This is a genomic window from Kothea flammea, from assembly GCF_052161645.1.
GTDB lineage: Bacteria > Planctomycetota > Planctomycetia > Pirellulales > Pirellulaceae > Laterigemmans.
Genome location: NZ_CP197414.1, coordinates 6,123,451 through 6,149,577 on the forward strand (window position 1 = coordinate 6,123,451; position 26,127 = coordinate 6,149,577).

General features: G+C 54.3%; 21 protein-coding genes. 20 read left to right on the forward strand and 1 reads right to left on the reverse strand.

Annotation, left to right across the window (positions count from 1 at the left end; all coding sequences use genetic code 11):
• The first annotated feature begins 185 nt into the window (after positions 1-185).
• From SH139x_RS22865 to SH139x_RS22875, 3 genes are all read left to right on the forward strand, one after another.
• Positions 186-1,448: a beta-ketoacyl-[acyl-carrier-protein] synthase family protein gene (locus SH139x_RS22865; protein WP_488352080.1), complete on the forward strand. Its 1,263-nt coding sequence runs from the start codon at positions 186-188 to the stop codon at positions 1,446-1,448.
• Between the two features lie 242 nt (positions 1,449-1,690).
• Complete coding sequence (locus tag SH139x_RS22870) at positions 1,691-1,951, forward strand: acyl carrier protein (protein ID WP_488352081.1); 261 nt, start codon at positions 1,691-1,693, stop codon at positions 1,949-1,951.
• A gap of 1 nt (position 1,952) precedes the next feature.
• Positions 1,953-3,350 (forward strand): phytoene desaturase family protein, encoded by a 1,398-nt coding sequence (locus SH139x_RS22875; RefSeq protein ID WP_488352082.1) that lies wholly within the window; start codon positions 1,953-1,955, stop codon positions 3,348-3,350.
• 68 nt (positions 3,351-3,418) lie between these two features.
• On the opposite strand, the gene SH139x_RS22880 is transcribed toward SH139x_RS22875, so the two are convergent.
• On the reverse strand, positions 3,419-3,988 hold the full coding sequence (locus tag SH139x_RS22880) for a carboxypeptidase-like regulatory domain-containing protein (RefSeq protein WP_488352083.1): 570 nt from the start codon (positions 3,986-3,988) through the stop codon (positions 3,419-3,421).
• A 292-nt stretch (positions 3,989-4,280) separates the two neighbouring features.
• Between SH139x_RS22880 and SH139x_RS22885 the strand changes: the two genes are divergently transcribed.
• The 17 genes from SH139x_RS22885 (at position 4,281) to SH139x_RS22965 (ending at position 26,122) form a co-directional block, all read left to right on the forward strand.
• Positions 4,281-4,463, forward strand: a complete 183-nt coding sequence (locus SH139x_RS22885; RefSeq protein ID WP_488352084.1) for a hypothetical protein — start codon at positions 4,281-4,283, stop codon at positions 4,461-4,463.
• A 2,305-nt stretch (positions 4,464-6,768) separates the two neighbouring features.
• Positions 6,769-7,716, forward strand: a complete 948-nt coding sequence (locus SH139x_RS22890) for a tyrosine-type recombinase/integrase (protein WP_488352085.1) — start codon at positions 6,769-6,771, stop codon at positions 7,714-7,716.
• Positions 7,614-9,164, forward strand: coding sequence for an IS91 family transposase (locus tag SH139x_RS22895; RefSeq protein WP_488352086.1), 1,551 nt, complete (start codon positions 7,614-7,616; stop codon positions 9,162-9,164). The genes SH139x_RS22890 and SH139x_RS22895 overlap by 103 nt, the downstream gene beginning before the upstream one ends.
• A gap of 137 nt (positions 9,165-9,301) precedes the next feature.
• The gene (locus SH139x_RS22900; protein WP_488352087.1) at positions 9,302-9,907 is read left to right on the forward strand and encodes a hypothetical protein; all 606 of its coding nucleotides are present in this window, start codon (positions 9,302-9,304) and stop codon (positions 9,905-9,907) included.
• A 641-nt stretch (positions 9,908-10,548) separates the two neighbouring features.
• The gene (locus SH139x_RS22905; protein ID WP_488352088.1) at positions 10,549-10,944 is read left to right on the forward strand and encodes a hypothetical protein; all 396 of its coding nucleotides are present in this window, start codon (positions 10,549-10,551) and stop codon (positions 10,942-10,944) included.
• A 584-nt stretch (positions 10,945-11,528) separates the two neighbouring features.
• A complete protein-coding gene (locus SH139x_RS22910; RefSeq protein WP_488352085.1) occupies positions 11,529-12,476 on the forward strand; it encodes a tyrosine-type recombinase/integrase in 948 nt (315 codons plus the stop codon).
• Positions 12,374-13,924, forward strand: a complete 1,551-nt coding sequence (locus tag SH139x_RS22915; protein WP_488352089.1) for an IS91 family transposase — start codon at positions 12,374-12,376, stop codon at positions 13,922-13,924. The genes SH139x_RS22910 and SH139x_RS22915 overlap by 103 nt, the downstream gene beginning before the upstream one ends.
• 1,154 nt (positions 13,925-15,078) lie before the next feature.
• A complete protein-coding gene (locus tag SH139x_RS22920; RefSeq protein ID WP_488352085.1) occupies positions 15,079-16,026 on the forward strand; it encodes a tyrosine-type recombinase/integrase in 948 nt (315 codons plus the stop codon).
• Positions 15,924-17,474 (forward strand): IS91 family transposase, encoded by a 1,551-nt coding sequence (locus SH139x_RS22925; protein ID WP_488352086.1) that lies wholly within the window; start codon positions 15,924-15,926, stop codon positions 17,472-17,474. The genes SH139x_RS22920 and SH139x_RS22925 overlap by 103 nt, the downstream gene beginning before the upstream one ends.
• Before the next feature lie 135 nt (positions 17,475-17,609).
• Positions 17,610-18,101: a DUF7000 family protein gene (locus SH139x_RS22930; RefSeq protein WP_488352090.1), complete on the forward strand. Its 492-nt coding sequence runs from the start codon at positions 17,610-17,612 to the stop codon at positions 18,099-18,101.
• Between the two features lie 17 nt (positions 18,102-18,118).
• On the forward strand, positions 18,119-18,613 hold the full coding sequence (locus SH139x_RS22935; RefSeq protein WP_488352091.1) for a hypothetical protein: 495 nt from the start codon (positions 18,119-18,121) through the stop codon (positions 18,611-18,613).
• 138 nt (positions 18,614-18,751) lie between these two features.
• Positions 18,752-19,171, forward strand: coding sequence for a hypothetical protein (locus SH139x_RS22940; protein WP_488352092.1), 420 nt, complete (start codon positions 18,752-18,754; stop codon positions 19,169-19,171).
• A gap of 586 nt (positions 19,172-19,757) precedes the next feature.
• The gene (locus SH139x_RS22945; RefSeq protein ID WP_488352093.1) at positions 19,758-21,077 is read left to right on the forward strand and encodes an SHD1 domain-containing protein; all 1,320 of its coding nucleotides are present in this window, start codon (positions 19,758-19,760) and stop codon (positions 21,075-21,077) included.
• Between the two features lie 223 nt (positions 21,078-21,300).
• Positions 21,301-22,476: an ankyrin repeat domain-containing protein gene (locus SH139x_RS22950; protein WP_488352094.1), complete on the forward strand. Its 1,176-nt coding sequence runs from the start codon at positions 21,301-21,303 to the stop codon at positions 22,474-22,476.
• A 53-nt stretch (positions 22,477-22,529) separates the two neighbouring features.
• Positions 22,530-23,027 (forward strand): hypothetical protein, encoded by a 498-nt coding sequence (locus SH139x_RS22955; RefSeq protein ID WP_488352095.1) that lies wholly within the window; start codon positions 22,530-22,532, stop codon positions 23,025-23,027.
• 588 nt (positions 23,028-23,615) lie between these two features.
• Positions 23,616-25,097: a DUF1254 domain-containing protein gene (locus tag SH139x_RS22960; protein WP_488352096.1), complete on the forward strand. Its 1,482-nt coding sequence runs from the start codon at positions 23,616-23,618 to the stop codon at positions 25,095-25,097.
• Positions 25,094-26,122 (forward strand): DUF1214 domain-containing protein, encoded by a 1,029-nt coding sequence (locus SH139x_RS22965; protein WP_488352097.1) that lies wholly within the window; start codon positions 25,094-25,096, stop codon positions 26,120-26,122. Before SH139x_RS22960 ends, SH139x_RS22965 begins: the two co-directional genes overlap by 4 nt.
• The last annotated feature ends 5 nt before the right edge of the window (positions 26,123-26,127 follow it).

Below are 26,127 nucleotides of genomic sequence, written 5' to 3' on the forward strand. Positions count from 1 at the left end.
GGCAGCCGAGCCAGAGTTTGCCGCTGCCGCCGGACTTCCCCCGTTGCCATTGGCGATCCCTTGCGGAACACTATAGACAAGTTGTAACAACGGCAGTGTACCGTTGTGCCGCAAAGCCTTGCGGCACAACTTGAAAGCCCTCGCGCAGAACTGTTTTCCCACCCTTCTTGACCGGATGCCAAAGAGTGACCGCCCCCGACAGAGCGCGCTCGTTACCCGCTGACCAGCGAATTGTGATCACTGGAATCGGCCTAACAGCACCAAATGGAAACAATTGGGGCGATTATCGCGCGGCCTTGCTCGCCGGCCGCAGCGGGGTGCAACCTTACGAGATTCGCTACTTTGGGAAAACGCTGGCCGGCATCTGTGACTTTCCCGCCAGTAAATACCAAGCCAAACGGGAGATTCGCCGAGGCACCCGCGCCGGCAGCGTGGGCATTTATGTCGCTCACGAAGCGATCGCCCACTCGGGGCTCGATTTTGAGAATTTTGATCGCTCCCGCATCGGCATTTACATCGGCGTCACCGAACACGGCAACGTGGAGACAGAAAACGAAATCCACGAAATCAAAGGCTACGACTACAACACCGATTATTGGTCGCACCACCACAATCCCCGCACCGTGGCGAATAATCCCGCCGGTGAAATCGCCTTAAATCTCGGCATCACCGGCCCGCACTACACCATCGGGGCCGCCTGTGCGGCGGGCAACGCCGGCATCATCCAGGGCGCCCAAATGTTGCGACTAGGTGAATGCGACTTGGCACTCGCCGGCGGAACCAGCGAAAGCATCCACACCTTCGGCATCTTCGCCAGCTTCAACAGCCAGGGGGCGTTGGCGACCAGCGACGATCCGGCTCGCGCCTCTCGCCCCTTCGACCGCGACCGCAACGGCATCGTGGTCGCCGAAGGGGGCTGTGTTTATGTGCTGGAAAGACTCAGCGACGCCCAAGCTCGCGGGGCTGTGATCTACGGGGAACTGATCGGCTACGCCATGAACACCGATGCCACCGACTTTGTGCTCCCCAATCCTGAGCGGCAAGCTCAATGCGTGGACCTGGCACTGCAACGCGCCGGCCTCGAAGCGGAACAAATCGATATCGTCAGCACCCACGCCACCGGCACCTCCAGCGGCGACTCCCAAGAATGCGCGGCCCTTCGCACCGTCTTCGGGAACTGCAAAACCGTACACTTCAACAACACGAAAAGCTACATCGGTCACGCCATGGGAGCTGCCGGCGCGCTCGAACTGGCGGGTAACCTGCCCGCCTTCAACGATCTCGTCTGTCACCCCACGATCAACGTCGACAACCTTGACCCCGATTGCGATCTGCCTGGACTCGTGCTTAACACGCCTCGGGAACTAAAACAAGTCGACTATATTCTCAACAATTCGTTTGGGATGCTGGGGATCAATTCCGTTGTCATCATTGGCAGACCCACATAGGGGGATCAGCTGCGCAATTCAAGCTAGCGACCACCCCCACTTTACCGATCCGTTGTATGGAGTTTGCAAAAGTTAACACGATTCTTCCCCAGCAGCCCCTTGGCCGCCTCGGAAATCGTGACTCCTTCGGTTAAAACTATGGTTGCTTTGTTGGCAACCGCACTCCGTTACTCTGGTCCTTGCAGACCGTGTATGCGGAGCCGTTCTCCGATTTTTTGGTTTCCGCTAAGGAACAGGGCCAGATGACCCCCGCTGAAATTCGTGAAGAAATCATCGACATTCTCGAAGATATTGCTCCCGACGAGGACCTCAGCGAGCTGACCGACGAGGTCGCTTTTCGCGAACAACTCGAGCTCGATAGCATGGATTTCTTGGATATCGTCATGGAGCTCCGCAAACGGCATCGCATCCAGATTCCCGAGGAAGAATACACGCACCTCGCCAGCATGCATTCCACGGTGACGTATCTGGAACCCAAGATGAAGGACATCGTTCGTAGCTAACGTGTACGATACGATCATCATTGGCGCCGGGATGAGTGGTTTAGCGGCCGGGATACGCCTTGCGCATTTCGACCAGCGAGTCTGCATCCTCGAAAAACACTACACCATCGGCGGACTCAACTCGTTCTACCGAACCGCCGGACGTGATTTTGACGTCGGCCTTCACGCCGTGACAAATTACGCCGAACCAGGAACACGACGCGGTCCCCTCGCGAAACTGCTCCGCCAACTCCGGCTCCGCTGGGACGATTTTCAACTTCGCCCGCAAATTGGCTCTTCCATCCGCTTTACCGATGCCGAACTCGATTTCGACAACGATATCGCGCTGCTCGAATCCGAAATCACCGCCAAGTTCCCCGGTCAAATCGACGGCTTTCGGCGACTCACCGCCGATCTGCTTGATTACGATGACCTGGCCGGAGACAACCCCGCCTTTCTTCGCTCGTCCCGCGAAGCCTTACGCGACTATATTTCCGATCCGTTGCTGGCCGAAATGCTGCTCTGCCCGCTAATGTGGTACGGCAACGCGCGGCAGCAAGATATGGATTTCGGCCAATTCTGCATCATGTTTCGCGCTTGCTATTTGGAAGGCTTCGGCCGCCCCTTCAAAGGCGTGCGATTGATCCTCAAACACTTAGTCCGCAAATTTCGCGGCCTCGGTGGCGAGCTAAAACTTCGCAGCGGCGTGGCGACTATCAAAGTCGAACAAGGCCGCGCGGTCGGTGTGATCCTCGAAGATGGCACCGAACTGCAAGCCAAACGCATCCTCTCCTCAGCCGGCACCGTGGAAACGCTCCGCCTGTGCGAAGATATCACCACCGTCGACGCGGCCAAAGCGGGACAACTCTCGTTCATCGAATCGATTTCGATCCTCGACTGCCAACCCCAAGACCTGGGTTTCGATCGCACAATCGTGTTCTACAACCAAGGCCAAAAGTTTCACTGGGAAAGACCGCAGCATACCCTCTGCGACCCCCGCACCGGAGTGATTTGCTCACCCAATAATTACCTCTACTCGCCCGATGAAGGTGACTTGCCGGAAGGAGTCATTCGCATCACCACGCTGGCCGATTTTGACCGCTGGGCGAACCTCGAAGAGAGTGCCTATCGAGCCGCAAAAGTGACCGAATACAACGCGGCCATCGCCGCTTCCGTCGAATTCATGCCCGATTTTCGCGACCGAGTCGTTGCCACCGACGTCTTCACGCCAAAAACGATCCGACGCTTTACTTGGCACGACAACGGCGCAGTCTATGGAGCGCCCGACAAACAACTCGACGGTGCCACGCACTTGGACAACGTCTTTCTTTGCGGTACCGACCAAGGCTATGTCGGTATCGTCGGAGCCATCGTCTCGGGAATCAGCATCGCCAATCGCTACTGCCTCAACCCGACTTAAGGTTGGAGTAAAACGAGCCAGCTCGTTTGTTCACCGGCTGCCGGTAAACAAACCCTGCGGTCAACGGCTCAGCTGGCATCATCATCATCGTCGCTCAACACAATCGCTAATGGAATCGCGATTGCCGCGGCTACCACCAGCCCGATGAACCAGGGATTCGTTAGCATTCCCGAAGGCGACTGACCGCGAGCAATCATCGCTTGTTGCGATACTTCGACATTGCCAGCCGCGTCGACCGGCGCTTCGGCAACCGAGTACACTGCCAACATCGCAGCCGCGTCTCGCGTCGCCACCTGATATTTTCCCGGCTTGATCGGCCCAAAAGTGAATTGCCCCAAGTCGTCGGCGATCACCCGACCCACCGGCTTCCCCCGAACGCCCAAAACCACAGGTGCGCCGGCCGCAGGCTGGCCCGCTTTCGTCTTGACCACACCCCGCAGATAACGGTCGTCACCCAAGCGAACGGGAATCGCTTCCACTTCGGCCGCCTTCAGCGCCTCGGACCGAGCAGGATCATCCTGTGACGCGCTCACCGGCACCAAGGTCCCCTCCTGAGCCATCACCTGCGCCGGAAACCCCCACAGCGGGGAAACAGCTGCTAGCAGAAGGCAAACGCTTTTTTGCAATTTTGATCTCATCGGAGCGTTCTCGCTTAAGTTGGAGGTCATTTTTTCCGAGCATAGAAAAGCAATTGCACGGAACGCTAGAGGAATTTCATGGCTTTCGTGCTCCCCCCAGCCAACAAATCAGCAATTCTCGGGACGCTGGATGCAACCCAAGATGCCCAGTGGGATACTAGGCGAATCATTGGGATATCTTGGCCCCAAACCGAGATTGCAATTTGACCCCTGTCAGGGGTTTCTCCTTAAATCTGGTATCGAAGACCCGTTTCCGGGATAAAAACAAGTTAGCTGGGATAGGAGAATCCAAATGGCGAAGCTTGTCCTCAGCTTCGGTGTGTCCTTGATTGCGCTCGCGTTTATTCGTCGCAAAGGCAAGGCTCCGCATCCGGTTGGCCACACAATCTTAAAAGTAGTAGATGGCCACTTGATGCACACGACCAACGCCATTGGACGCGACGAGATATGGCACAAGGCCAGGGGCGGCTGGTGATTACGTACCCGCTCCAGAGTTTGCCAGCTCTGATGTGAACGATTCGTTCGCTCACAGTGGACTGAACGACAGCCTTTACCTGCATCCGCCGAAATTCTTCTCACCTGGAGGAACGTCCAACTCCCAGTACGTTCTTCGGCGAATTTGTGATACAACGTCCGCAATCAGCTAAATAACAAAGCGACGATCGCGGAGCCGCCGGCAGCGCCATTTCAAGTGGAAGAATAACCGCAGCAGCCCGGCTATCGCAATTCGTGTTTGCAATCAAGACAGCATCGCAGGCATGAGTGGATTCTAACCCTGATAAACCTCCAGCCGCCCAGACAGGCTTGCCGTAGACCAATCCAAGCAGCCTGGTGTTTTTCTTTCTGGGTTGTTGGATCGGTGACTGGTGCATCTGCGGGGCTAGCACACGTGACCGCGACAGCTCTTGCTTGGGCATTTCATGGCTATTCTGATTTCCTGCTACGCAGCGGGGACTCAGCGTTCCTTGGATCCCCTGAGTCTGACTGGGACCGCGTCGCATGGAACCCACCCTAATGTGGGCTACTTTTGTTCGTGGGTCTTGCAGCGAGCAGTTCAATCGGTCGACGAAATGATGGTATTCAGTTTGGAGCGGCAGCCTCCTGACACCGTCCGTCCTCGGGCCGGTGCCTGAATTGTGGCCGCCCTGATTCGAAGTTCTGAAGTGTAATCAAATTGATCCGGCAGCAAAACTATGTTGCATTTACCGAGCAGATTGGGTAATCTGCATCTCCAGATTGATGGCTTCCGCGAACAATTAATGGCTTCTGCGATTTAGGTCAAACGACCTGACTCACTTGGGTCGTACTGCGGAAGTTCCCGAATACGCCCCTACTCAGTAGGGTTCATTACATTGTTCCCGGCGTCAAGCTCTTCGGGCCTAAACTTGGTCTCTCTACAATCGTCCATTGAAAGCTCATGCTCGATGATTGGTGCGCGCGAACAAGTCTCGAGTACTGATCGATGCGCTTGCCTCGCAACTTGCTATCGGTTGAACCAGTGCCAACTGCGGCCTTTCCGGACGAACCTGATGCTGCCGAAGTTGCTCGCGAGATACCTCCAATTAAATTTTCCACTGCTGTCCCAGGCGAAGATGCTCGCAATAAAGTCAATCTGGCTCCCTTAACTCAAAAATGATTGCAAACGGGTTTAGACTACGGTACCGTAATGGAATGAATTGACGGGCCCGGATGCGCTCCGGATCGTGGCGCGTGCCGGGAACCATGCGATCCACCCCAGCCCTCGCCATATTCCGATTTTCCAGATCTACCTCAACCGCTCGGGCGAGGTGATCGCAGTCGTTCCCGGCGTCAAGCTCTTCGGGCCTAAACTTGGTCTCTCTGCAATCGTCCATTGAAAGCCCATGCTCGATGATTGGTGCGCGCGAACAAGCCTCGAGTACTGATCGATGCGCTTGCCTCGCAACTTGCTATCGGTTGAACCAGTGCCAACTGCATCCTTTGCGGACGAACCTGATGCTGCTGAGGTTGCTCGCGAGATACCTCCAATTAAATTTTCCACTGCCGTCCCAGGCGAAGATGCTCGCAATACAGTCAGTCTGGCTCCCGGAACTCAAAAATGATTGCAAGCGGGTTTGGACTACGGTACCGTAATGGAATGAATTGGCGGGCCCGGATGCGCTTCGGATCGTGGCGCGAGCCGGGAACCATGCGATCCACCCCAGCCCTCGCCATACTCCGATTTTTCAGATCTACCTCTACCGCTCGGGCGAGGTGATCGCAATCGTTGAACTTAATCGAATTGCTCGCGCGTGGTGACAGCACTGGGGCGGTGAGTTGACGGGGTTCGGCAAGGCGATGGGGCACTCGCTGCCCTGGCCAATGCCGGCACGCTTCCTGCGTGGGACGATGCTGGCATCCATGCCAGCCGGGCAATCAAACAGTCCCCCGGTCTCTCTTCAACTCCCCCGCGGCTCTCTTTATCTCCCTCATTCATACCCTTGAACTCAGCGCCACCTTCAGGACTCGGCGCGGGCGGGGGCATTCAAAATTTTGCGAGCGGCTGCGCCGGCTGTTTTCCTTTCTTTCTTTTTTCGCTGGCGCGAGACAAGCAGCTCCCAGCTTGGCGCCAGCAGAATCGGTATCAGCGACACCACCAACACACGCTAACGAATCTAACGATTCTCTCGGCAACCTATTTTGACCGCTTGACGAATAAAACGATTAAAGAGGTTGCGCTTTCTGTGACGGCAATTGCAATGGGCTTCTCAAGCAATCGACACACTTCGTGTCACTGCAGCACGCCTCAAATTGGGAATACCATGATGACTCCCCACGAAAAAAGACCCTGCCCGCTCACGATTCGGCTCGCTCAGGATATGAAAATCCGCAACTTGGCACCTCGGACCATCGATGCCTACACCTACCACGCGGGAAAGTTCGCCGACTTTATTCAAAAGCCGCTGGACCGCGTGACCCCGGAAGACGTTCGAGCCTTCCAGCTCCACCTAATCGAAGAAAGGAAACTTGCTTACAGCAGCTTCAATCAGGCCGTTTGCGCGTTACGGTTCCTCTACACACATACCATCCGAGTCAATTGGCCGGTCACCATGGTGCCGTTTGGAAAGAGACCCAAAACGCTACCTGTGGTCCTCGGCCGACATGAAGTCGACGAGCTACTACGATGCACGACGTGCCACAAACACAAAGTCTTCCTAACGACTCTCTACGCAACCGGGATGAGATTCTCAGAAGCGGCAAACCTAAGAGTCCACGACATCGACTCCCAGAGAATGCAGATTCGGATCACTCACGGCAAGGGAGCCAAGGACCGAATCGTTCCCCTCTCGCCGCGATTACTGAGCGAGTTGCGGGATTACTGGAAACGCTACAAACCCAAGTCGCTTCTCTTTCCGGGCAACTCGGCAGACAAGACATACGCCGACACGTCGATCCAAAAAGCGATCAAGAAAGCAGCCCTCTTGGCAAAGATTCACAAGAACGTCACACCTCACACCCTGAGACACTCCTACGCGACCGGACTACTCGAAGCCGGAGTCGACTTGTTGACGATCAGCCGGCTCCTGGGACATGCGAGCTTTGCGACGACGATGGTCTACCTCCATTGTCGCAGGGAACACATGCTATCTACCCCGAGTCCACTGGATTGGCTACCGGTCGAACAACTGCCCACCTATCGGCCACCAGCCGAGAACAACAATCAGAAGAACAACAAACCAGGCAGCCAGCCACCGGAGGCAAGCAGCTAAGTGTTCTAGAGATTCTTAGGATCGGTGCGAAACAATTCGTTGACCGGTACCGCGAAGGCGGTGCCAGTTGGCAAGTACAGGGCGTGCTGGCAAAGCTAACACTTTGCCGCACACCGGCACTGGGCGGTCACGAGTATCGATGCAAAGCGTGCAACTCAACCTGCATCGTGGCGAATTCATGCGGCGATCGCCACTGCCCAGGATGCAGTGGTGGCAAACGATTCGACTTCAGCGAAAGGGCCAGTAAACTGCTGATCGATGGAGTCGACTACTATCAAGTTGTCTTCACCCTGCCGAGTGAACTCTCTCGCATCGCCCTTGCCAACCGACAACCGCTGGCAAATCTCTTATTCACCGCTGCTTGGAAAGGTCTTAATAGAACGATTCGCCGCGAACAACAATACGAACCCGCAGCGATCATGGTATTACATACTTGGAATCAAAAGCTCGAAGCTCATTGGCACGTACACGCGCTCGTCCCCGGTTCAGGACCTGGCGTTCGCAACAATCAATGGAAGACCAGTACCGCGCCGCCGGATAGCGGCTTGAGCGACAATCATTACCTGGTCGACGCAATTAACCTTCGAGTGGCCTTTCGCAAAGCGGCGATCTCCCACTTGCAGAGATTAAGAACGCGTCGCAAATTAAAGTTGGACGTCGAGCCAACGTTCGGGGATCTGCGCACCGACGAAGGCTGGGACAAATTGATTGAGCATCTTAGCGCACGCGACTGGGTCAGCTTTATTCAACCGCCCCCGGCCAGTTCCAGCGGTCCCAACGATTTGGTTCGTTATCTGACACGTTACCTTACGGGCGGGCCAATCAGCGACTCGCGAATCGTAACGGCGGACGAACAGCAGGTGACCTTCTTGGCACGTGAAGGGAAAGTTCAAGGGGGCGAAGCGGTTCAAGTTCCCGTGACACTCAGCACAATCGAGTTCGTGCGGCGTTGGTGTTTACACATCCAACCGAACCAATTAACCAAGACACGCTACATGGGAGGCTGGACTAACAAACGACGAACGATCTACCAAGCAAAGTGCAGCACCCAGCTACGTGCTGCGGCGGGACTTTCGGGGCAGCCCACGCCAGCGTCGCCAGCCGAATCACTGACAGATGAAGAAGAATCTAACACGGACACTGACACAAAACTCAACTGCCCAGCGTGTGGCGAAGTGGCACTGCGGCTAGTCGCTAGCAGGTCCCGTCCATCGTGGCGGGAAGCGCTGAGTCAACGTAGCACGCATCTTCCAGGTTGGTACCGAAAATCGTTGGAAATAGACGACGAAAAGTTCTGGGACGGTAAGTTTGGGCCTGGATTTAACGCCTGGTACCTGGAAAACATCTTCGAACGTGCATATCACCCGACAGCCACGCCCACCACTCGGCCGGCAATTCAACCGATGCTTCCAGGACTAGAACTGCACAACTACTACGCGTTAGAATGAGTTTTTACGACAAAGTTCAACGCACGATCTATCCGCAAGTCAGGCAAAGAGCCCAACAAAAGTTGGGCTTTTTTAAAGCCTGACCAGCGGATAGATCGCAATTCGTTATCCGAGTAGAACAAGAAAACGCAATCAACATGGGTTGGCTGAGAAGACTCTTCGGTGTCCCTGACGATGTCTGGGCGGACGCGGCTGGCAAGCTTGGGGCAGAGTTTGTTCAGGGGGAATGGCTTGCCAACAGTGAAATCAAGCTCTCGCATCGAGGATTCCCAATCACCCTTGGGGCTGACTTTGATTCAGATTCGGACAGCGGTACCGAGTACACCAGAGCTGTGCCAAGTGTTCGTCTTAATCCCCACATAAAACTTGCAGTGATTCCGCAAGTCAAAGGACTTTTGGGATCAGTTGCGAGTGGACTGGCGGCACGGACTGGCGCGACGATCAAGATTCCTTCCCTCGGTGAGGACTACCTCGTTCTTGGCGAAGACGAGGAACTCGCTAATGAAGTTTTTGGTCATCGTGATTTCTTGTCGGCCTTGAAAGGATTGACACAAAACCCGAAGATTTTGGTTGGACGTACCTCCAGCGTTGACTTTTTGGCTGATGAGAAAGAAGACGATTTCTACGTGTCCGTTCGCGGTGTATTGAAAGATATCCATCAATTGGTCGCCTTGGTTGAACTAACAAAAGTCCTTCTGGACCTGTTGGACGAGAACGGTTGCCTTGCGGCTACTGAATCATGATTCGGATAACAATGGCATGAACGCGGAGCCGCCGACAACGCGTTTTCACATGGAGCATCAACCGCGGCGGCCCGGTTATGCCAGACGTTCCCGGCGTCAAGCTCTTCGGGCCTGAACTTGGTCTCTCTGCAATCGTCCATTGAAAGCCCATGCTCGATGATTGGTGCGCGCGAACGAGTCTCGAGTACTGATCGATGCGCTTGCCTCGCAACTTGCTATCGGTTGAACCAGTGCCAACTGCGTCCTTTCCAGACGAACCTGATGCTGACGAAGTTGCTCGCGAGATACCTGCAATTAAATTTTCCACTGCTGTCCCAGGCGAAGATGCTCGCAATAAAGTCAATTGGGCTCCCGGAACTCAGAAATGATTGCAAGCGGGTTTGGACTACGGTACCGTAATGGAATGAATTGGCGGGCCCGGATGCGCTCCGGATCGTGGCGCGAGCCGGGAACCATGCGATCCACCCCAGCCCTCGCCATACTCCGATTTTCCAGATCTACCTCAACCGCTCGGGCGAGGTGATCGCAGTCGTTCGTTGCTGTCGCCCTGAGTCGTCCCTGAAACTGAGCAAACCTTGAGCAAGCCTCTACCTAGACGCGAATACGATCGTGCCAAGACCGGTCGCATCATCGCAAATGAAATGCTCAGTCGGTCAATGAGCGATGCCAAATGGGTAAGGCTACTTAACGTACTGACTGATACGATTGACCAATCGATTTCAATACACGTCAAACTCGTTTGGGACGATGAACTCAGGACAATGTGGATTCGTGATGCTCAACACGAATCTGATTACTACGCGACCTCGATGGAAGCAATGATTGGCGGTTACCCACGAGGCTGGTATGATTACAAAGAGATTGAATGGGTCGACTTCTCGGGCACTGACGAACTCCTACGCATGCTGAAGCAATGTATCGATACCGTAGGATTGTTCGACCTCGAATCCTGCGGTACCACGTTGCGTCTGTTTGCTTACCGTCGTGGCGCGAGCAAAGCAACGAACCAAGCGTTGGACCGAAGCCGCGGTGGCTAGCGCCTTGCCATTGGAAAATCACTCGCCGCGGCATCGGTCAACGCGGTCGTTGAACTTAATCGAATTGCTCGCGCGTGGTGACAGCACTGGGGCGGTGAGTTGACGGGGTTCGGCAAGGCGATGGGGCACTCGCTGCCCTGGCCAATGCCGGCACGCTTCCTGCGTGGGACGATGCTGGCATCCATGCCAGCCGGGCAATCAAACAGTCCCCCGGTCTCTCTTCAACTCCCCCGCGGCTCTCTTTATCTCCCTCATTCATACCCTTGAACTCAGCGCCACCTTCAGGACTCGGCGCGGGCGGGGGCATTCAAAATTTTGCGAGCGGCTGCGCCGGCTGTTTTCCTTTCTTTCTTTTTTCGCTGGCGCGAGACAAGCAGCTCCCAGCTTGGCGCCAGCAGAATCGGTATCAGCGACACCACCAACACACGCTAACGAATCTAACGATTCTCTCGGCAACCTATTTTGACCGCTTGACGAATAAAACGATTAAAGAGGTTGCGCTTTCTGTGACGGCAATTGCAATGGGCTTCTCAAGCAATCGACACACTTCGTGTCACTGCAGCACGCCTCAAATTGGGAATACCATGATGACTCCCCACGAAAAAAGACCCTGCCCGCTCACGATTCGGCTCGCTCAGGATATGAAAATCCGCAACTTGGCACCTCGGACCATCGATGCCTACACCTACCACGCGGGAAAGTTCGCCGACTTTATTCAAAAGCCGCTGGACCGCGTGACCCCGGAAGACGTTCGAGCCTTCCAGCTCCACCTAATCGAAGAAAGGAAACTTGCTTACAGCAGCTTCAATCAGGCCGTTTGCGCGTTACGGTTCCTCTACACACATACCATCCGAGTCAATTGGCCGGTCACCATGGTGCCGTTTGGAAAGAGACCCAAAACGCTACCTGTGGTCCTCGGCCGACATGAAGTCGACGAGCTACTACGATGCACGACGTGCCACAAACACAAAGTCTTCCTAACGACTCTCTACGCAACCGGGATGAGATTCTCAGAAGCGGCAAACCTAAGAGTCCACGACATCGACTCCCAGAGAATGCAGATTCGGATCACTCACGGCAAGGGAGCCAAGGACCGAATCGTTCCCCTCTCGCCGCGATTACTGAGCGAGTTGCGGGATTACTGGAAACGCTACAAACCCAAGTCGCTTCTCTTTCCGGGCAACTCGGCAGACAAGACATACGCCGACACGTCGATCCAAAAAGCGATCAAGAAAGCAGCCCTCTTGGCAAAGATTCACAAGAACGTCACACCTCACACCCTGAGACACTCCTACGCGACCGGACTACTCGAAGCCGGAGTCGACTTGTTGACGATCAGCCGGCTCCTGGGACATGCGAGCTTTGCGACGACGATGGTCTACCTCCATTGTCGCAGGGAACACATGCTATCTACCCCGAGTCCACTGGATTGGCTACCGGTCGAACAACTGCCCACCTATCGGCCACCAGCCGAGAACAACAATCAGAAGAACAACAAACCAGGCAGCCAGCCACCGGAGGCAAGCAGCTAAGTGTTCTAGAGATTCTTAGGATCGGTGCGAAACAATTCGTTGACCGGTACCGCGAAGGCGGTGCCAGTTGGCAAGTACAGGGCGTGCTGGCAAAGCTAACACTTTGCCGCACACCGGCACTGGGCGGTCACGAGTATCGATGCAAAGCGTGCAACTCAACCTGCATCGTGGCGAATTCATGCGGCGATCGCCACTGCCCAGGATGCAGTGGTGGCAAACGATTCGACTTCAGCGAAAGGGCCAGTAAACTGCTGATCGATGGAGTCGACTACTATCAAGTTGTCTTCACCCTGCCGAGTGAACTCTCTCGCATCGCCCTTGCCAACCGACAACCGCTGGCAAATCTCTTATTCACCGCTGCTTGGAAAGGTCTTAATAGAACGATTCGCCGCGAACAACAATACGAACCCGCAGCGATCATGGTATTACATACTTGGAATCAAAAGCTCGAAGCTCATTGGCACGTACACGCGCTCGTCCCCGGTTCAGGACCTGGCGTTCGCAACAATCAATGGAAGACCAGTACCGCGCCGCCGGATAGCGGCTTGAGCGACAATCATTACCTGGTCGACGCAATTAACCTTCGAGTGGCCTTTCGCAAAGCGGCGATCTCCCACTTGCAGAGATTAAGAACGCGTCGCATATTAAAGTTGGACGTCGAGCCAACGTTCGGGGATCTGCGCACCGACGAAGGCTGGGACAAATTGATTGAGCATCTTAGCGCACGCGACTGGGTCAGCTTTATTCAACCGCCCCCGGCCAGTTCCAGCGGTCCCAACGATTTGGTTCGTTATCTGACACGTTACCTTACGGGCGGGCCAATCAGCGACTCGCGAATCGTAACGGCGGACGAACAGCAGGTGACCTTCTTGGCACGTGAAGGGAAAGTTCAAGGGGGCGAAGCGGTTCAAGTTCCCGTGACACTCAGCACAATCGAGTTCGTGCGGCGTTGGTGTTTACACATCCAACCGAACCAATTAACCAAGACACGCTACATGGGAGGCTGGACTAACAAACGACGAACGATCTACCAAGCAAAGTGCAGCACCCAGCTACGTGCTGCGGCGGGACTTTCGGGGCAGCCCACGCCAGCGTCGCCAGCCGAATCACTGACAGATGAAGAAGAATCTAACACGGACACTGACACAAAACTCAACTGCCCAGCGTGTGGCGAAGTGGCACTGCGGCTAGTCGCTAGCAGGTCCCGTCCATCGTGGCGGGAAGCGCTGAGTCAACGTAGCACGCATCTTCCAGGTTGGTACCGAAAATCGTTGGAAATAGACGACGAAAAGTTCTGGGACGGTAAGTTTGGGCCTGGATTTAACGCCTGGTACCTGGAAAACATCTTCGAACGTGCATATCACCCGACAGCCACGCCCACCACTCGGCCGGCAATTCAACCGATGCTTCCAGGACTAGAACTGCACAACTACTACGCGTTAGAATGAGTTTTTACGACAAAGTTCAACGCACGATCTATCCGCAAGTCAGGCAAAGAGCCCAACAAAAGTTGGGCTTTTTTAAAGCCTGACCAGCGGATAGATCGCAATTCGTTATCCGAACAAATGAATGGAACGTGCATGGACGCTAACCCATATGAGTCTCCGCGGACTTCTTTCCCCGTTCGCGAACGCCGACTTGATGGTTGGCCTCGGACCTTTGTAATTTCTGCTACCCTCGGTGTGTCGACTGGGCTGATTCTCTTCGCGATCGTTTCCGCGCTAGGAGCAAAGGGACTTCCCGTTTATGGATTCTACCTTTATGGGCCGGCAATATTCCTAGCCCCTCTCGGGTTGGCAGATTCGTCATTCATCCTCACATTTCGCATTACTATGTCGGCTATTTGGGTTGCATCCTGGCTGATCATTTTAGCTCCCAAACCGTTTTCACACCGCCTGTATCGGGCCGCAGCTGTAATCTCAGCTTACTTCGGCTCTGTTGGGATCTACCATGCAGTGTTCGGTTTGCCATAGTCGGGCGCTCGGATAACAATGGCATGAACGCGGAGCCGCCGACGGCGCGTTTTCAAATGGAGCATCAACCGCGGCGGCCCGGTTATGCCAAACGTTGAACTTAATCGAATTGCTCGCGCGTGGTGACAGCACTGGGGCGGTGAGTTGACGGGGTTCGGCAAGGCGATGGGGCACTCGCTGCCCTGGCCAATGCCGGCACGCTTCCTGCGTGGGACGATGCTGGCATCCATGCCAGCCGGGCAATCAAACAGTCCCCCGGTCTCTCTTCAACTCCCCCGCGGCTCTCTTTATCTCCCTCATTCATACCCTTGAACTCAGCGCCACCTTCAGGACTCGGCGCGGGCGGGGGCATTCAAAATTTTGCGAGCGGCTGCGCCGGCTGTTTTCCTTTCTTTCTTTTTTCGCTGGCGCGAGACAAGCAGCTCCCAGCTTGGCGCCAGCAGAATCGGTATCAGCGACACCACCAACACACGCTAACGAATCTAACGATTCTCTCGGCAACCTATTTTGACCGCTTGACGAATAAAACGATTAAAGAGGTTGCGCTTTCTGTGACGGCAATTGCAATGGGCTTCTCAAGCAATCGACACACTTCGTGTCACTGCAGCACGCCTCAAATTGGGAATACCATGATGACTCCCCACGAAAAAAGACCCTGCCCGCTCACGATTCGGCTCGCTCAGGATATGAAAATCCGCAACTTGGCACCTCGGACCATCGATGCCTACACCTACCACGCGGGAAAGTTCGCCGACTTTATTCAAAAGCCGCTGGACCGCGTGACCCCGGAAGACGTTCGAGCCTTCCAGCTCCACCTAATCGAAGAAAGGAAACTTGCTTACAGCAGCTTCAATCAGGCCGTTTGCGCGTTACGGTTCCTCTACACACATACCATCCGAGTCAATTGGCCGGTCACCATGGTGCCGTTTGGAAAGAGACCCAAAACGCTACCTGTGGTCCTCGGCCGACATGAAGTCGACGAGCTACTACGATGCACGACGTGCCACAAACACAAAGTCTTCCTAACGACTCTCTACGCAACCGGGATGAGATTCTCAGAAGCGGCAAACCTAAGAGTCCACGACATCGACTCCCAGAGAATGCAGATTCGGATCACTCACGGCAAGGGAGCCAAGGACCGAATCGTTCCCCTCTCGCCGCGATTACTGAGCGAGTTGCGGGATTACTGGAAACGCTACAAACCCAAGTCGCTTCTCTTTCCGGGCAACTCGGCAGACAAGACATACGCCGACACGTCGATCCAAAAAGCGATCAAGAAAGCAGCCCTCTTGGCAAAGATTCACAAGAACGTCACACCTCACACCCTGAGACACTCCTACGCGACCGGACTACTCGAAGCCGGAGTCGACTTGTTGACGATCAGCCGGCTCCTGGGACATGCGAGCTTTGCGACGACGATGGTCTACCTCCATTGTCGCAGGGAACACATGCTATCTACCCCGAGTCCACTGGATTGGCTACCGGTCGAACAACTGCCCACCTATCGGCCACCAGCCGAGAACAACAATCAGAAGAACAACAAACCAGGCAGCCAGCCACCGGAGGCAAGCAGCTAAGTGTTCTAGAGATTCTTAGGATCGGTGCGAAACAATTCGTTGACCGGTACCGCGAAGGCGGTGCCAGTTGGCAAGTACAGGGCGTGCTGGCAAAGCTAACACTTTGCCGCACACCGGCACTGGGCGGTCACGAGTATCGATGCAAAGCGTGCAACTCAACCTGCATCGTGGCGAATTCATGCGGCGATCGCCACTGCCCAGGATGCAGTGGTGGCAAACGATTCGACTTCAGCGAAAGGGCCAGTAAACTGCTGATCGATGGAGTCGACTACTATCAAGTTGTCTTCACCCTGCCGAGTGAACTCTCTCGCATCGCCCTTGCCAACCGACAACCGCTGGCAAATCTCTTATTCACCGCTGCTTGGAAAGGTCTTAATAGAACGATTCGCCGCGAACAACAATACGAACCCGCAGCGATCATGGTATTACATACTTGGAATCAAAAGCTCGAAGCTCATTGGCACGTACACGCGCTCGTCCCCGGTTCAGGACCTGGCGTTCGCAACAATCAATGGAAGACCAGTACCGCGCCGCCGGATAGCGGCTTGAGCGACAATCATTACCTGGTCGACGCAATTAACCTTCGAGTGGCCTTTCGCAAAGCGGCGATCTCCCACTTGCAGAGATTAAGAACGCGTCGCAAATTAAAGTTGGACGTCGAGCCAACGTTCGGGGATCTGCGCACCGACGAAGGCTGGGACAAATTGATTGAGCATCTTAGCGCACGCGACTGGGTCAGCTTTATTCAACCGCCCCCGGCCAGTTCCAGCGGTCCCAACGATTTGGTTCGTTATCTGACACGTTACCTTACGGGCGGGCCAATCAGCGACTCGCGAATCGTAACGGCGGACGAACAGCAGGTGACCTTCTTGGCACGTGAAGGGAAAGTTCAAGGGGGCGAAGCGGTTCAAGTTCCCGTGACACTCAGCACAATCGAGTTCGTGCGGCGTTGGTGTTTACACATCCAACCGAACCAATTAACCAAGACACGCTACATGGGAGGCTGGACTAACAAACGACGAACGATCTACCAAGCAAAGTGCAGCACCCAGCTACGTGCTGCGGCGGGACTTTCGGGGCAGCCCACGCCAGCGTCGCCAGCCGAATCACTGACAGATGAAGAAGAATCTAACACGGACACTGACACAAAACTCAACTGCCCAGCGTGTGGCGAAGTGGCACTGCGGCTAGTCGCTAGCAGGTCCCGTCCATCGTGGCGGGAAGCGCTGAGTCAACGTAGCACGCATCTTCCAGGTTGGTACCGAAAATCGTTGGAAATAGACGACGAAAAGTTCTGGGACGGTAAGTTTGGGCCTGGATTTAACGCCTGGTACCTGGAAAACATCTTCGAACGTGCATATCACCCGACAGCCACGCCCACCACTCGGCCGGCAATTCAACCGATGCTTCCAGGACTAGAACTGCACAACTACTACGCGTTAGAATGAGTTTTTACGACAAAGTTCAACGCACGATCTATCCGCAAGTCAGGCAAAGAGCCCAACAAAAGTTGGGCTTTTTTAAAGCCTGACCAGCGGATAGATCGCAATTCGTTATGTGCCAAGGACGACGGAACTGCGCAGATGCCAACCAACCCTATTTCTTCTCGCATTGCCGCCTACAAAAGGGCTCTCGCAAGTGGCGACATCCAGAAGACTTACCAAACCTTGGTTGGTGTGGTTCAATCGCTCAGAACCGATTTTGCAAAAACCTGCGGCGACGAGTTCGCCGTTGCCCATATATTGCACGGCTACATCGACGTTACTTACTTCTACTTGCAGAATACCTATCTCAAAAAGAAGAAATTGAAATTCGCGATCGTGCTAAACCATCAGCAGGTTGCATTTGAACTATGGCTTTTAGGGCAAACAAAGGACGTGCAGATTCGCTACTGGGAATCGCTAAAGGACTTAGACTGGGTAAACGAGAATGCAATGCCAAAATATTCGATTGCCGAAATACGGCTGCTTGCCGACCCAGATTTTGACAATTTGGAGCGATTATCTGAAGCTATTCGCGAGGCGTTTGAAGAGCGATCAAGAGAAATCATCGAAACTCTAAAAACATACGCGTAAAGGCACATAACCAAGCCGTGAACCGGAGCGGCGAAGTCGCGCGTTTTGAAATGGAAAATCTTTCGTCGCCGCCCGGTTACGGCAGACGTTCTGCCGCTAGCCGCTCCCGAGAATTAGGACATGCTCAACAGATGGCCGTCACCATCTCAATCAAGGACCATGCCGGCACCGATCACCTACCCTTCGAGGACGACGATCCTCTCTACTGGTTCCTCTATCCCTACTTCGAAGAGGTTTACAGTGAAGTTGGGCAAATGGTGGATCTGTATGGCAACGCCGAATTCTTCGCCGAAGAGTTGCTCGCGTTCTTCTTGGTGCTGGAGAAGGCCGAGGGTGATGTGAGATCACGTGGCGACCAATGGCATGTAACGATCGGCTACCATGGCGAAAACCGAACGCCGATCGATAAACTGCTCACGAAATCAGGCGCGCTCGATCGCATCGAGGCGTTTAAACAGATGCTCAATCATGCGTACAATATTGATCGACGCGTTGTCTGCCTCGGTGATTGACCAAACGGCAACGATACGCGGCAGAACCATCGCATGCACGGGAGCGGCGGTGGCCAGCCGATTTTGAAATCAACATCAACTCCCGCCGCCCCGTGATGCGGGTCGTTCTCCGACTGAGATACAAACCTGGGAGTATACATGATGGCGACTGAGAATCGATTCCGTAACGTTCGCATCATTGCTGTTTCCGTCGCGTCAATTGCAGCGATTGCGATGATCGCTTTTGCCGTGTTTCGACAGCAAAACAATGACAACGTTGCCACGAATGTGTCGCTTGCAGGCGAATGGGATGTCACTGGGATCGACGGCGTACAGCGCGGCGTTGTTACGCTCGCGAAGGATGGTTCATTCGACGATGGTGCTGATGCTGGCATCTGGATCGCAGATGACAAAGAGCTGCATGTCGTTGTCTGGGCTAAGCGACCCCACAAGTTTACGGGCACATTCGTGTCGAAACCCACTGTCGAATCCATGGAAATCGATCGACGGGCTGACAAAACTATTTCGTTGGTCGGTAAGCACGTAGTGATGACACGGCCAACTGGATCGAGTTCGTAAATGGGTGCAACGGCGGAGAACAATGCCGTCCACCTAAGCGGCCGAAAGACATTTTTCTGAACTCAAACTTAATCGCGGCCGCTAGGTGACGGCTAGCGTTCCCGGCGTCAAGCACTTCGGTCCTGAACTTGGTCTCTCTACAATCGTCCATTGAAAGGCCGTGCTCGATGATTGGTGCGCGCAGATGTTGCGAGTACTGATCGATACGTTTGCTCGCAACTGGCAGTCGATTGCACCAGTGGTAAATGCGTCCTCTCCGGACGAACGTGATGCTGCCGAACTTGCTCGCGAGATACCTTCAATGAATTTATGCGCTGCCGTCCCAGGCGAAGATGATTGCAATAAAGTCAATCTGGATCGCAGGACTCAAAAATGATTGCAAGCGGGTTTGGACTACGGTACCGTACTGGAATGTAATGGCGGGTCTGGATGCGCTCGGGATCGGCGCGCGAGCCGGGAACCATGCGATCCACCCCAGCCCTCGCCAAAATCCGATTTTTCAGATCTACCTCAACCGCTCGGGCGAGGTGATCGCCGCCGTTCCCGATGATTTCAGGTCTCACCCTCATTTTGAATTATCGATCCAATGCTCATAGTCGCTTTCAGGAGATTTCCAGCACTAGCGGTAGTTTCGGCCCTTTTGCTTTTTTCTCACTCAGATTTTTGCGCTGCACAAGAACAGCAAGCCGAGATTCGCGTGTGGCGAGACAACACCGGGAATTTTGAATTGAGAGCCAGACTGCTGCAAAGCAACGCGACCCATGTCCAGCTACAAACAGACGACGGTCGTAAAATTGCCGTCCCAATTGACCGGCTTAGCGCGGACGACAGCACATACTTAGAGGTCCGCTCAAGGAACCACGTCGAAGAGGCTAACAAGTACGTGCATGATCGCAGTCCTGCCCTCGACGCGGAATGGGAAAAAGCGTTGGCAGATGCCAAGAGAAAAATGAGTGAGAAAAGGTGGGCCAAATTCACCAAGGTCGCTGTGATTCGCGCAAGGCTTGAACACGAAGATTTGGAAGACGAAGTCCTGCTGAGCGAAGAAGGGCTTTGTTTTCCAAGTGGTGGTGGATACGGATTTCGGAAGAAAGTAAAGAGCGGGGAATTCGTTACGGTTGCAGTGGATCCCGGGAACCCGCCTCGTAATGGGAGATCCCCTGTTCTCAAAGTTGCCGCCCTGAAACACCATTCGGCGGCAACGAAGCTTGATTTCAACGAGGGTCAAATCGTTTGCGGTGGCGAGATACTGCTCAAACCCGTCCCCGAGGAGTCCGTGGGGCAACTCATTGTCCGCTGTATTCCTGAGTCGGGAGTTAGCATAAGTGGTGGATCGATCAGTATTGCGCCCGATGACTTTTACCATGGCGGCGAGTTTCAGGTTGGAGATGATGGCATAGTCATGGTAGACATCGCCCCTGGAAAGTACACCGTGACATCTTTCCCAAACCGAGATCTAGAATTGCAAGGACCTGCATTGGAGGACGTCGTCATACGACCGAATAATACAGCGGAGGTTGAATTGAAACTCTTTCGGCCTCGGATTGTTGAATTGGAATGGTGCTGCCGTAACCCCAAAGAATCGCTGGAATGGCAGCGAGGTATTTCACGGGAGAAGTCGGGTAGAACTTGGAATGAAAGTCGCTTTTGGAAGTCGTATTACCAGTTGAGACTGTCGAAATGGGACGGAGATAACTGCACTATAGAAGCACTTAATTGCACTTCGCTCGTTCGGTCAAACGAGAAAGAGCTTCCAACCGACGATGGGGCACCGTTGCCGAGTCAGCGAGCGAGGGCGTCAGGTCGGGGATCGTTTCCAGTGGTGAAAGGTGCAGTCTTCGAGTGCCGGTATGGCGATTTTGAAATCATGTTTAAGGTAAAAAGCGTAAAGCCAGTTGAGGATTAAGCGATGGTTTGGGTCACGGAAAACGGTCTTTAAGCCACCATTGGAGTTTGCAGCAGCCAATGGGCAATACGTTTCCTTGAAACGCACACTCTGCGTCAAATCTAAGCCATCAGAATCGCGGGAACCATGGGTTGCAACGGAGGCCGCGAGTTGACGTTTTTGAAGTGGTGAGTCGTTCGCGCGGCCCCGCTGAACCCCACTGTTATTCCGCCTACGTAAAAAAATGGCAAAGAAAAAAACCAAGCAACGAGACCCCTACCAAGATTGGCTGGAAGAATATGGGCTGTATCTCGAAGAAGCCAAATGTAAACGAACAACAAAGCGATTTCTCAAACGCATGCCCCATTTTATAAACGACCACAGGGTTTTCTTTGACACCGTTCGGGATAATCGGATGAACATCTTCACCGCGTTCCTCGACTCAGGGACTGATGTGAATCTACGGGATGCAATGGGTTACACAGCATTGAACGCTGCTGTTGCCAGCGGAAACTTGAAGATGGCGAGAATGCTACTAGAACAACGTGCGGATCCGGATCTCGGCGCACCGATTACGGAATTGGACAATGCTGAAACATCAAATCGAATTCGGATGTTCCAATTGTTGATAGAATACGGAGTCGACGTGAATCAGGTTCCGTCCGAACGACTTGCACACTACAACCTCTTCATAGGTTTAGAAGATCCCGAGAACGATGAAGATCGCCAATTGTTCGAATTGTTAAAGAAACACGGAGGGCGCAAGCCAAAGAAGAGTGACGTCAAATCGACTGGGCGAGGAATAATCGCAAGTGATCCGCTTCCAGCGGCTATCAAAAAATGGAAATCTGGTCGAAAGAAGAGTTCATTTGAGGTAAGTGGTGATGGTTTGAAAAATCTCAAACCGCTTGCGGAACTAACTGAATTGGCTTCGCTAACGTTAGACGGAGGTGGCATCAAGAACTATTCTCCGCTCAAGAATTTAACCCGTTTGAAATTTTTATCTCTACGGAGCGACTCTCATAGTTCCCTGGCCCCGCTCTCCGAACTTCACCAGTTGGAAGAATTGCATATCACAGACGGGGCTGTCAAAAACCTGTCTCCACTGAAAAAACTTCACAAACTCAAAACTATCTCGTTCTCATGGTGTGCAGAATTGAGCAGTATCGCCCCTCTTTCTGCCTTGCCCAGACTTGAAACCCTGACATTTTACGAATGCCCGGGAGTATTAAACCTCAAACCGCTTGCTAAATGTTTAAAGATACGCGCATTGAAATTCATCGACTGCTATGAACTTTCTGACGTTAAACCACTTGCCGCCTTGAGTAACCTACGCGAACTTACATTGTCGAACACTGCCGTAGAAGATGTTACGGTCCTTGCAAGACTTAAGAAATTGAAAATTCGCTACAAGGAATGACGGCGGAATAACAATGCGATGCACGCGAAGTCCGGCTTGCGCGTGGGTTTGAAATGGAAGATCTATCGTCCGGACTCGGTGATCGCTGCCGTTATTTGGCCGCAGTGGAGGCGAGCATGCGATTGGCGAGACTTCTCATCATTCCATTGCTCGTAGCTGCACCCGGATGTCAGCTTTCGTCTCGTGCTCCGAATCCGCAATGGGTCGCTGATTTTCAGAAGTCAGACTCGATTCTGATTCGCAGCCACGGCAAGCAATATGTAATTTCGGACACGGAAACGATCAATCGCTTAAGAAACATCTACGAAGACGCAAAATGGAAACCGTATTGGCACACGTTGCCCGGAAACCTTGGTGACCGGACAATTGATCTACAGGATGGCGACACCAAACTGAGACACTTCAGCTACACAGGATCGCTGTGGGAGACTGAGTCATACACTGAGAACCGAACTGCTGAATTGCCTGACTCGGACGCGCAGTGGATCGCATCCTTGTTCGCCCGTGTTCCGAACGATGCGTCGCCCGAAACTGCCCAAAAGGCCAAATAACAATGCCGTGAACCGGAGCACTCATTCACGCGGCAACTTAAATCAAAGTTCTTCCGTTCGTGCCCGGTTACGGCAGACGTTCCCGGCGTCAAGCTCTTCGGGCCTAAACTTGGTCTGTCTACAATCGTCCATTGAAAGCTCATGCTCGATGATTGGTGCGCGCGAACAAGCCTCGAGTACTGATCGATGCGATTGCCTCGCAACTTGCTATCGGTTGAACCAGTGCCAACTGCGTCCTTTCCGGACGAACCTGATGCTGCCGAAGTTGCTCGCGAGATACCTCCAATTAAATTTTCCACTGCCGTACCAGGCGAAGATGCTCGCAATAAAGTCAATCGGGCTCCCGGAACTCAAAAATGATTGCAAGCGGGTTTGGACTACGGTACCGTAATGGAATGAATTGGCGGGCCCGGATGCGCTCCGGATCGTGGCGCGTGCCGGGAACCATGCGATCCACCCCAGCCCTCGCCATACTCCGATTTTTCAAATCTACCTCTACCGCTCGGGCGAGGTGATCGCAATCGTTCGGCTCAGAAATTTCCATCGCTGGGAAGGGCCCTGGCCCAAAAACAAACGAAGAAAAATTGCATGAACGAAAGACGCAGCTTTAGAACCACCATTCTGATCTTGATTTACCTGGCGATGCCGCTGGCAAGCGTCCTGGCCAAGGATCGCCCCGACGTGGAAGAATCGCAGGCCATTGCGAAAAAGGCCTACCTCTACGGCTTCCCCATGGTCATGAACTACAAGACCATGTGGAACTATGTCGTGGACGAGGACAATCCGGAATACAAGGGCCCATTCAATCAGGTCTCCTGCGAAGCGAGGCTGTTCACTCCGGAGGACAAAGCGGTCGTCACGCCGAATGCCGACACCCCCTACTGCATGTTTTGGATGGACCTGCGGGCGGAGCCGCTTGTCCTGGCCGTCCCAGAGATGGGAAAGCGATACTACAGTTTCCAATTGGTCGACCTCTACAGCCACAATTTCGCCTATGTCGGCACCCTGACCACCGGCAATCAGGCCGGCCGCTACCTGCTCGCGGGACCGGGCTGGGACGGTGCCAAGCCGGATGGCATCACCGAGGTCATCCGGTCCGAGACCGACTTCATTTTCAATATCACCCGCACGCAGCTGTTCGGGTCGGATGATCTGCCGAAGGTCAAGGAGATCCAAGGGCAGTATCAGTTGGAACCGCTGAGCGCCTTCCTCGATGGGCGGGCCCCGGCGGTATCGAGCCGGCCGAAATTCCCGGATTGGGACGAGGGCTCACAATTCGACCAGCGCTTCTTCGGCTACCTGGACTTTATGATGGATCTGCTCGGCAAGCCGGGACCGGGGGAGGAAGCACTCTGGCAGGACCTCGCTCGTCTCGGTATCGGCACCGAGGCCGACTTTGATTTCTCCGCCCTGCCGGCGGAAACGCAGGAGGCCCTCAAAGCCGGGGTGAAGGAGGGGTTTGCCGAGATTGAGGCATTCATCGCGGAGCACGTGAACGATCCCCTCACCAGCGGGAAGATCTTCGGCACCCGGAAGTTCCTCCGGCAGAGCGCCAAAACGAATTACGGCCTGGGGAAGCCAGACCTGCTCCGCTCCGTGGCTGGGCACATGGGACTCTACGGCAATTCGGCGGCCGAGGCGAGCTACCCGATGTATCTCAACGATGCCGAGGGGGAGCCACTGGACGGATCCAACCATAGTTATACGGTCACCTTCCCGAAAGGGACGCTCCCACCGGTCAAGGCTTTCTGGTCGTTGTCGTTGTATGACGGCAAGACGCAGCTCTTCATCGACAATCGGCTCGACCGTTACCTCTTGAGCTCGTTGATGCTGGACCATTTCAAGAAAGAGGAGGACGGCTCCCTAGTGCTGCACATCGGCAAGGAGTCGCCCGGCCCGGACCTTGAGTCCAACTGGCTACCCGCACCTGATGGTCCCTTCTACATGGTGATGCGGCTATATGGCCCCAAGAAGGCCGCCCGCGAAGGTGAGTGGTCGCCACCGAAGGCAAGGAAGACTAACGAACAAGACAACCGGAAATCAACTCACCACGAAAACGAATTACCATGAAAACCATCATCACCGCAAGCAGCCTTGTCCTCGCGACGATCATCGCCGCCTCGAGCGTCCATGCCGAAGACGTAGCATCGCCGGTCGTCGTCAATGTCGAAAACTTCGCCAGGGCCGAAACGTCCGCGCAGTTCGACCGAATCCTTCAAATGACGGAGGGCATCAACCAGTTCGTTCATCTGCGTGGACCCACGCCGCTCGATAAGCAGAACGTCATCCGGATGAACCGTGACACGCTCTACAGCGCCGCCGTCGTCGACATCAGCAAGGGGGCCACCCTCACCGTGCCCGACGCGGGTGATCGCTACCTGTCCATCATGGTCGTCAACGAGGACCACTACATCAACAAGGTGATCCATGAACCGGGCGAACACCGGCTGACCGTCGAAGAATATGGAACACCATTTGTGAACCTGTCCGTACGCACCCTGGTCAACGCGTCCGATCCTGATGATGTCAAGAAGGCAAACGCCTTGCAGGATCAATTGAAGATCGAGGCCAAGTCCGCGAAACCTTACACCCATCCGGCCTACGACGAAGCCAGCTACAAGGTCACCTACGACGCCTTACTCGTACTGGGAAAGGGCATGGCCGACGCCAGTGCCACCTTCGGGAAGAAAGAGGATGTCGACCCGATTCGGCACCTGCTCGGAACGGCATGGGGATGGGGTGGATTGCCGGAAGAAGAAGCCTACTACCTCAACGTGGAACCAGGGCTCCCGGTCGGCGCCTATCAACTCACCGTCAAGGATGTCCCTGTGGATGCCTTTTGGTCGGTCAGCATGTACAACAAAGATGGATACTTTGAAGCCAACGATGAGGGCGCCTACAGTGTGAACAACCTGACAGGCACACCCAATGAAGACGGTTCGTTCACGATCCATTTCGGTGGTGATTCCGATAGTCTGAACCATCTGCCGATTACTGAAGGCTGGAACTACACAGTGCGCTTTTACCAGCCCCGCAAGGAGATCCTGGATGGCAACTGGATGTTCCCCGCCGTGAAGCCGGTGGGAACCAAATAAAATAA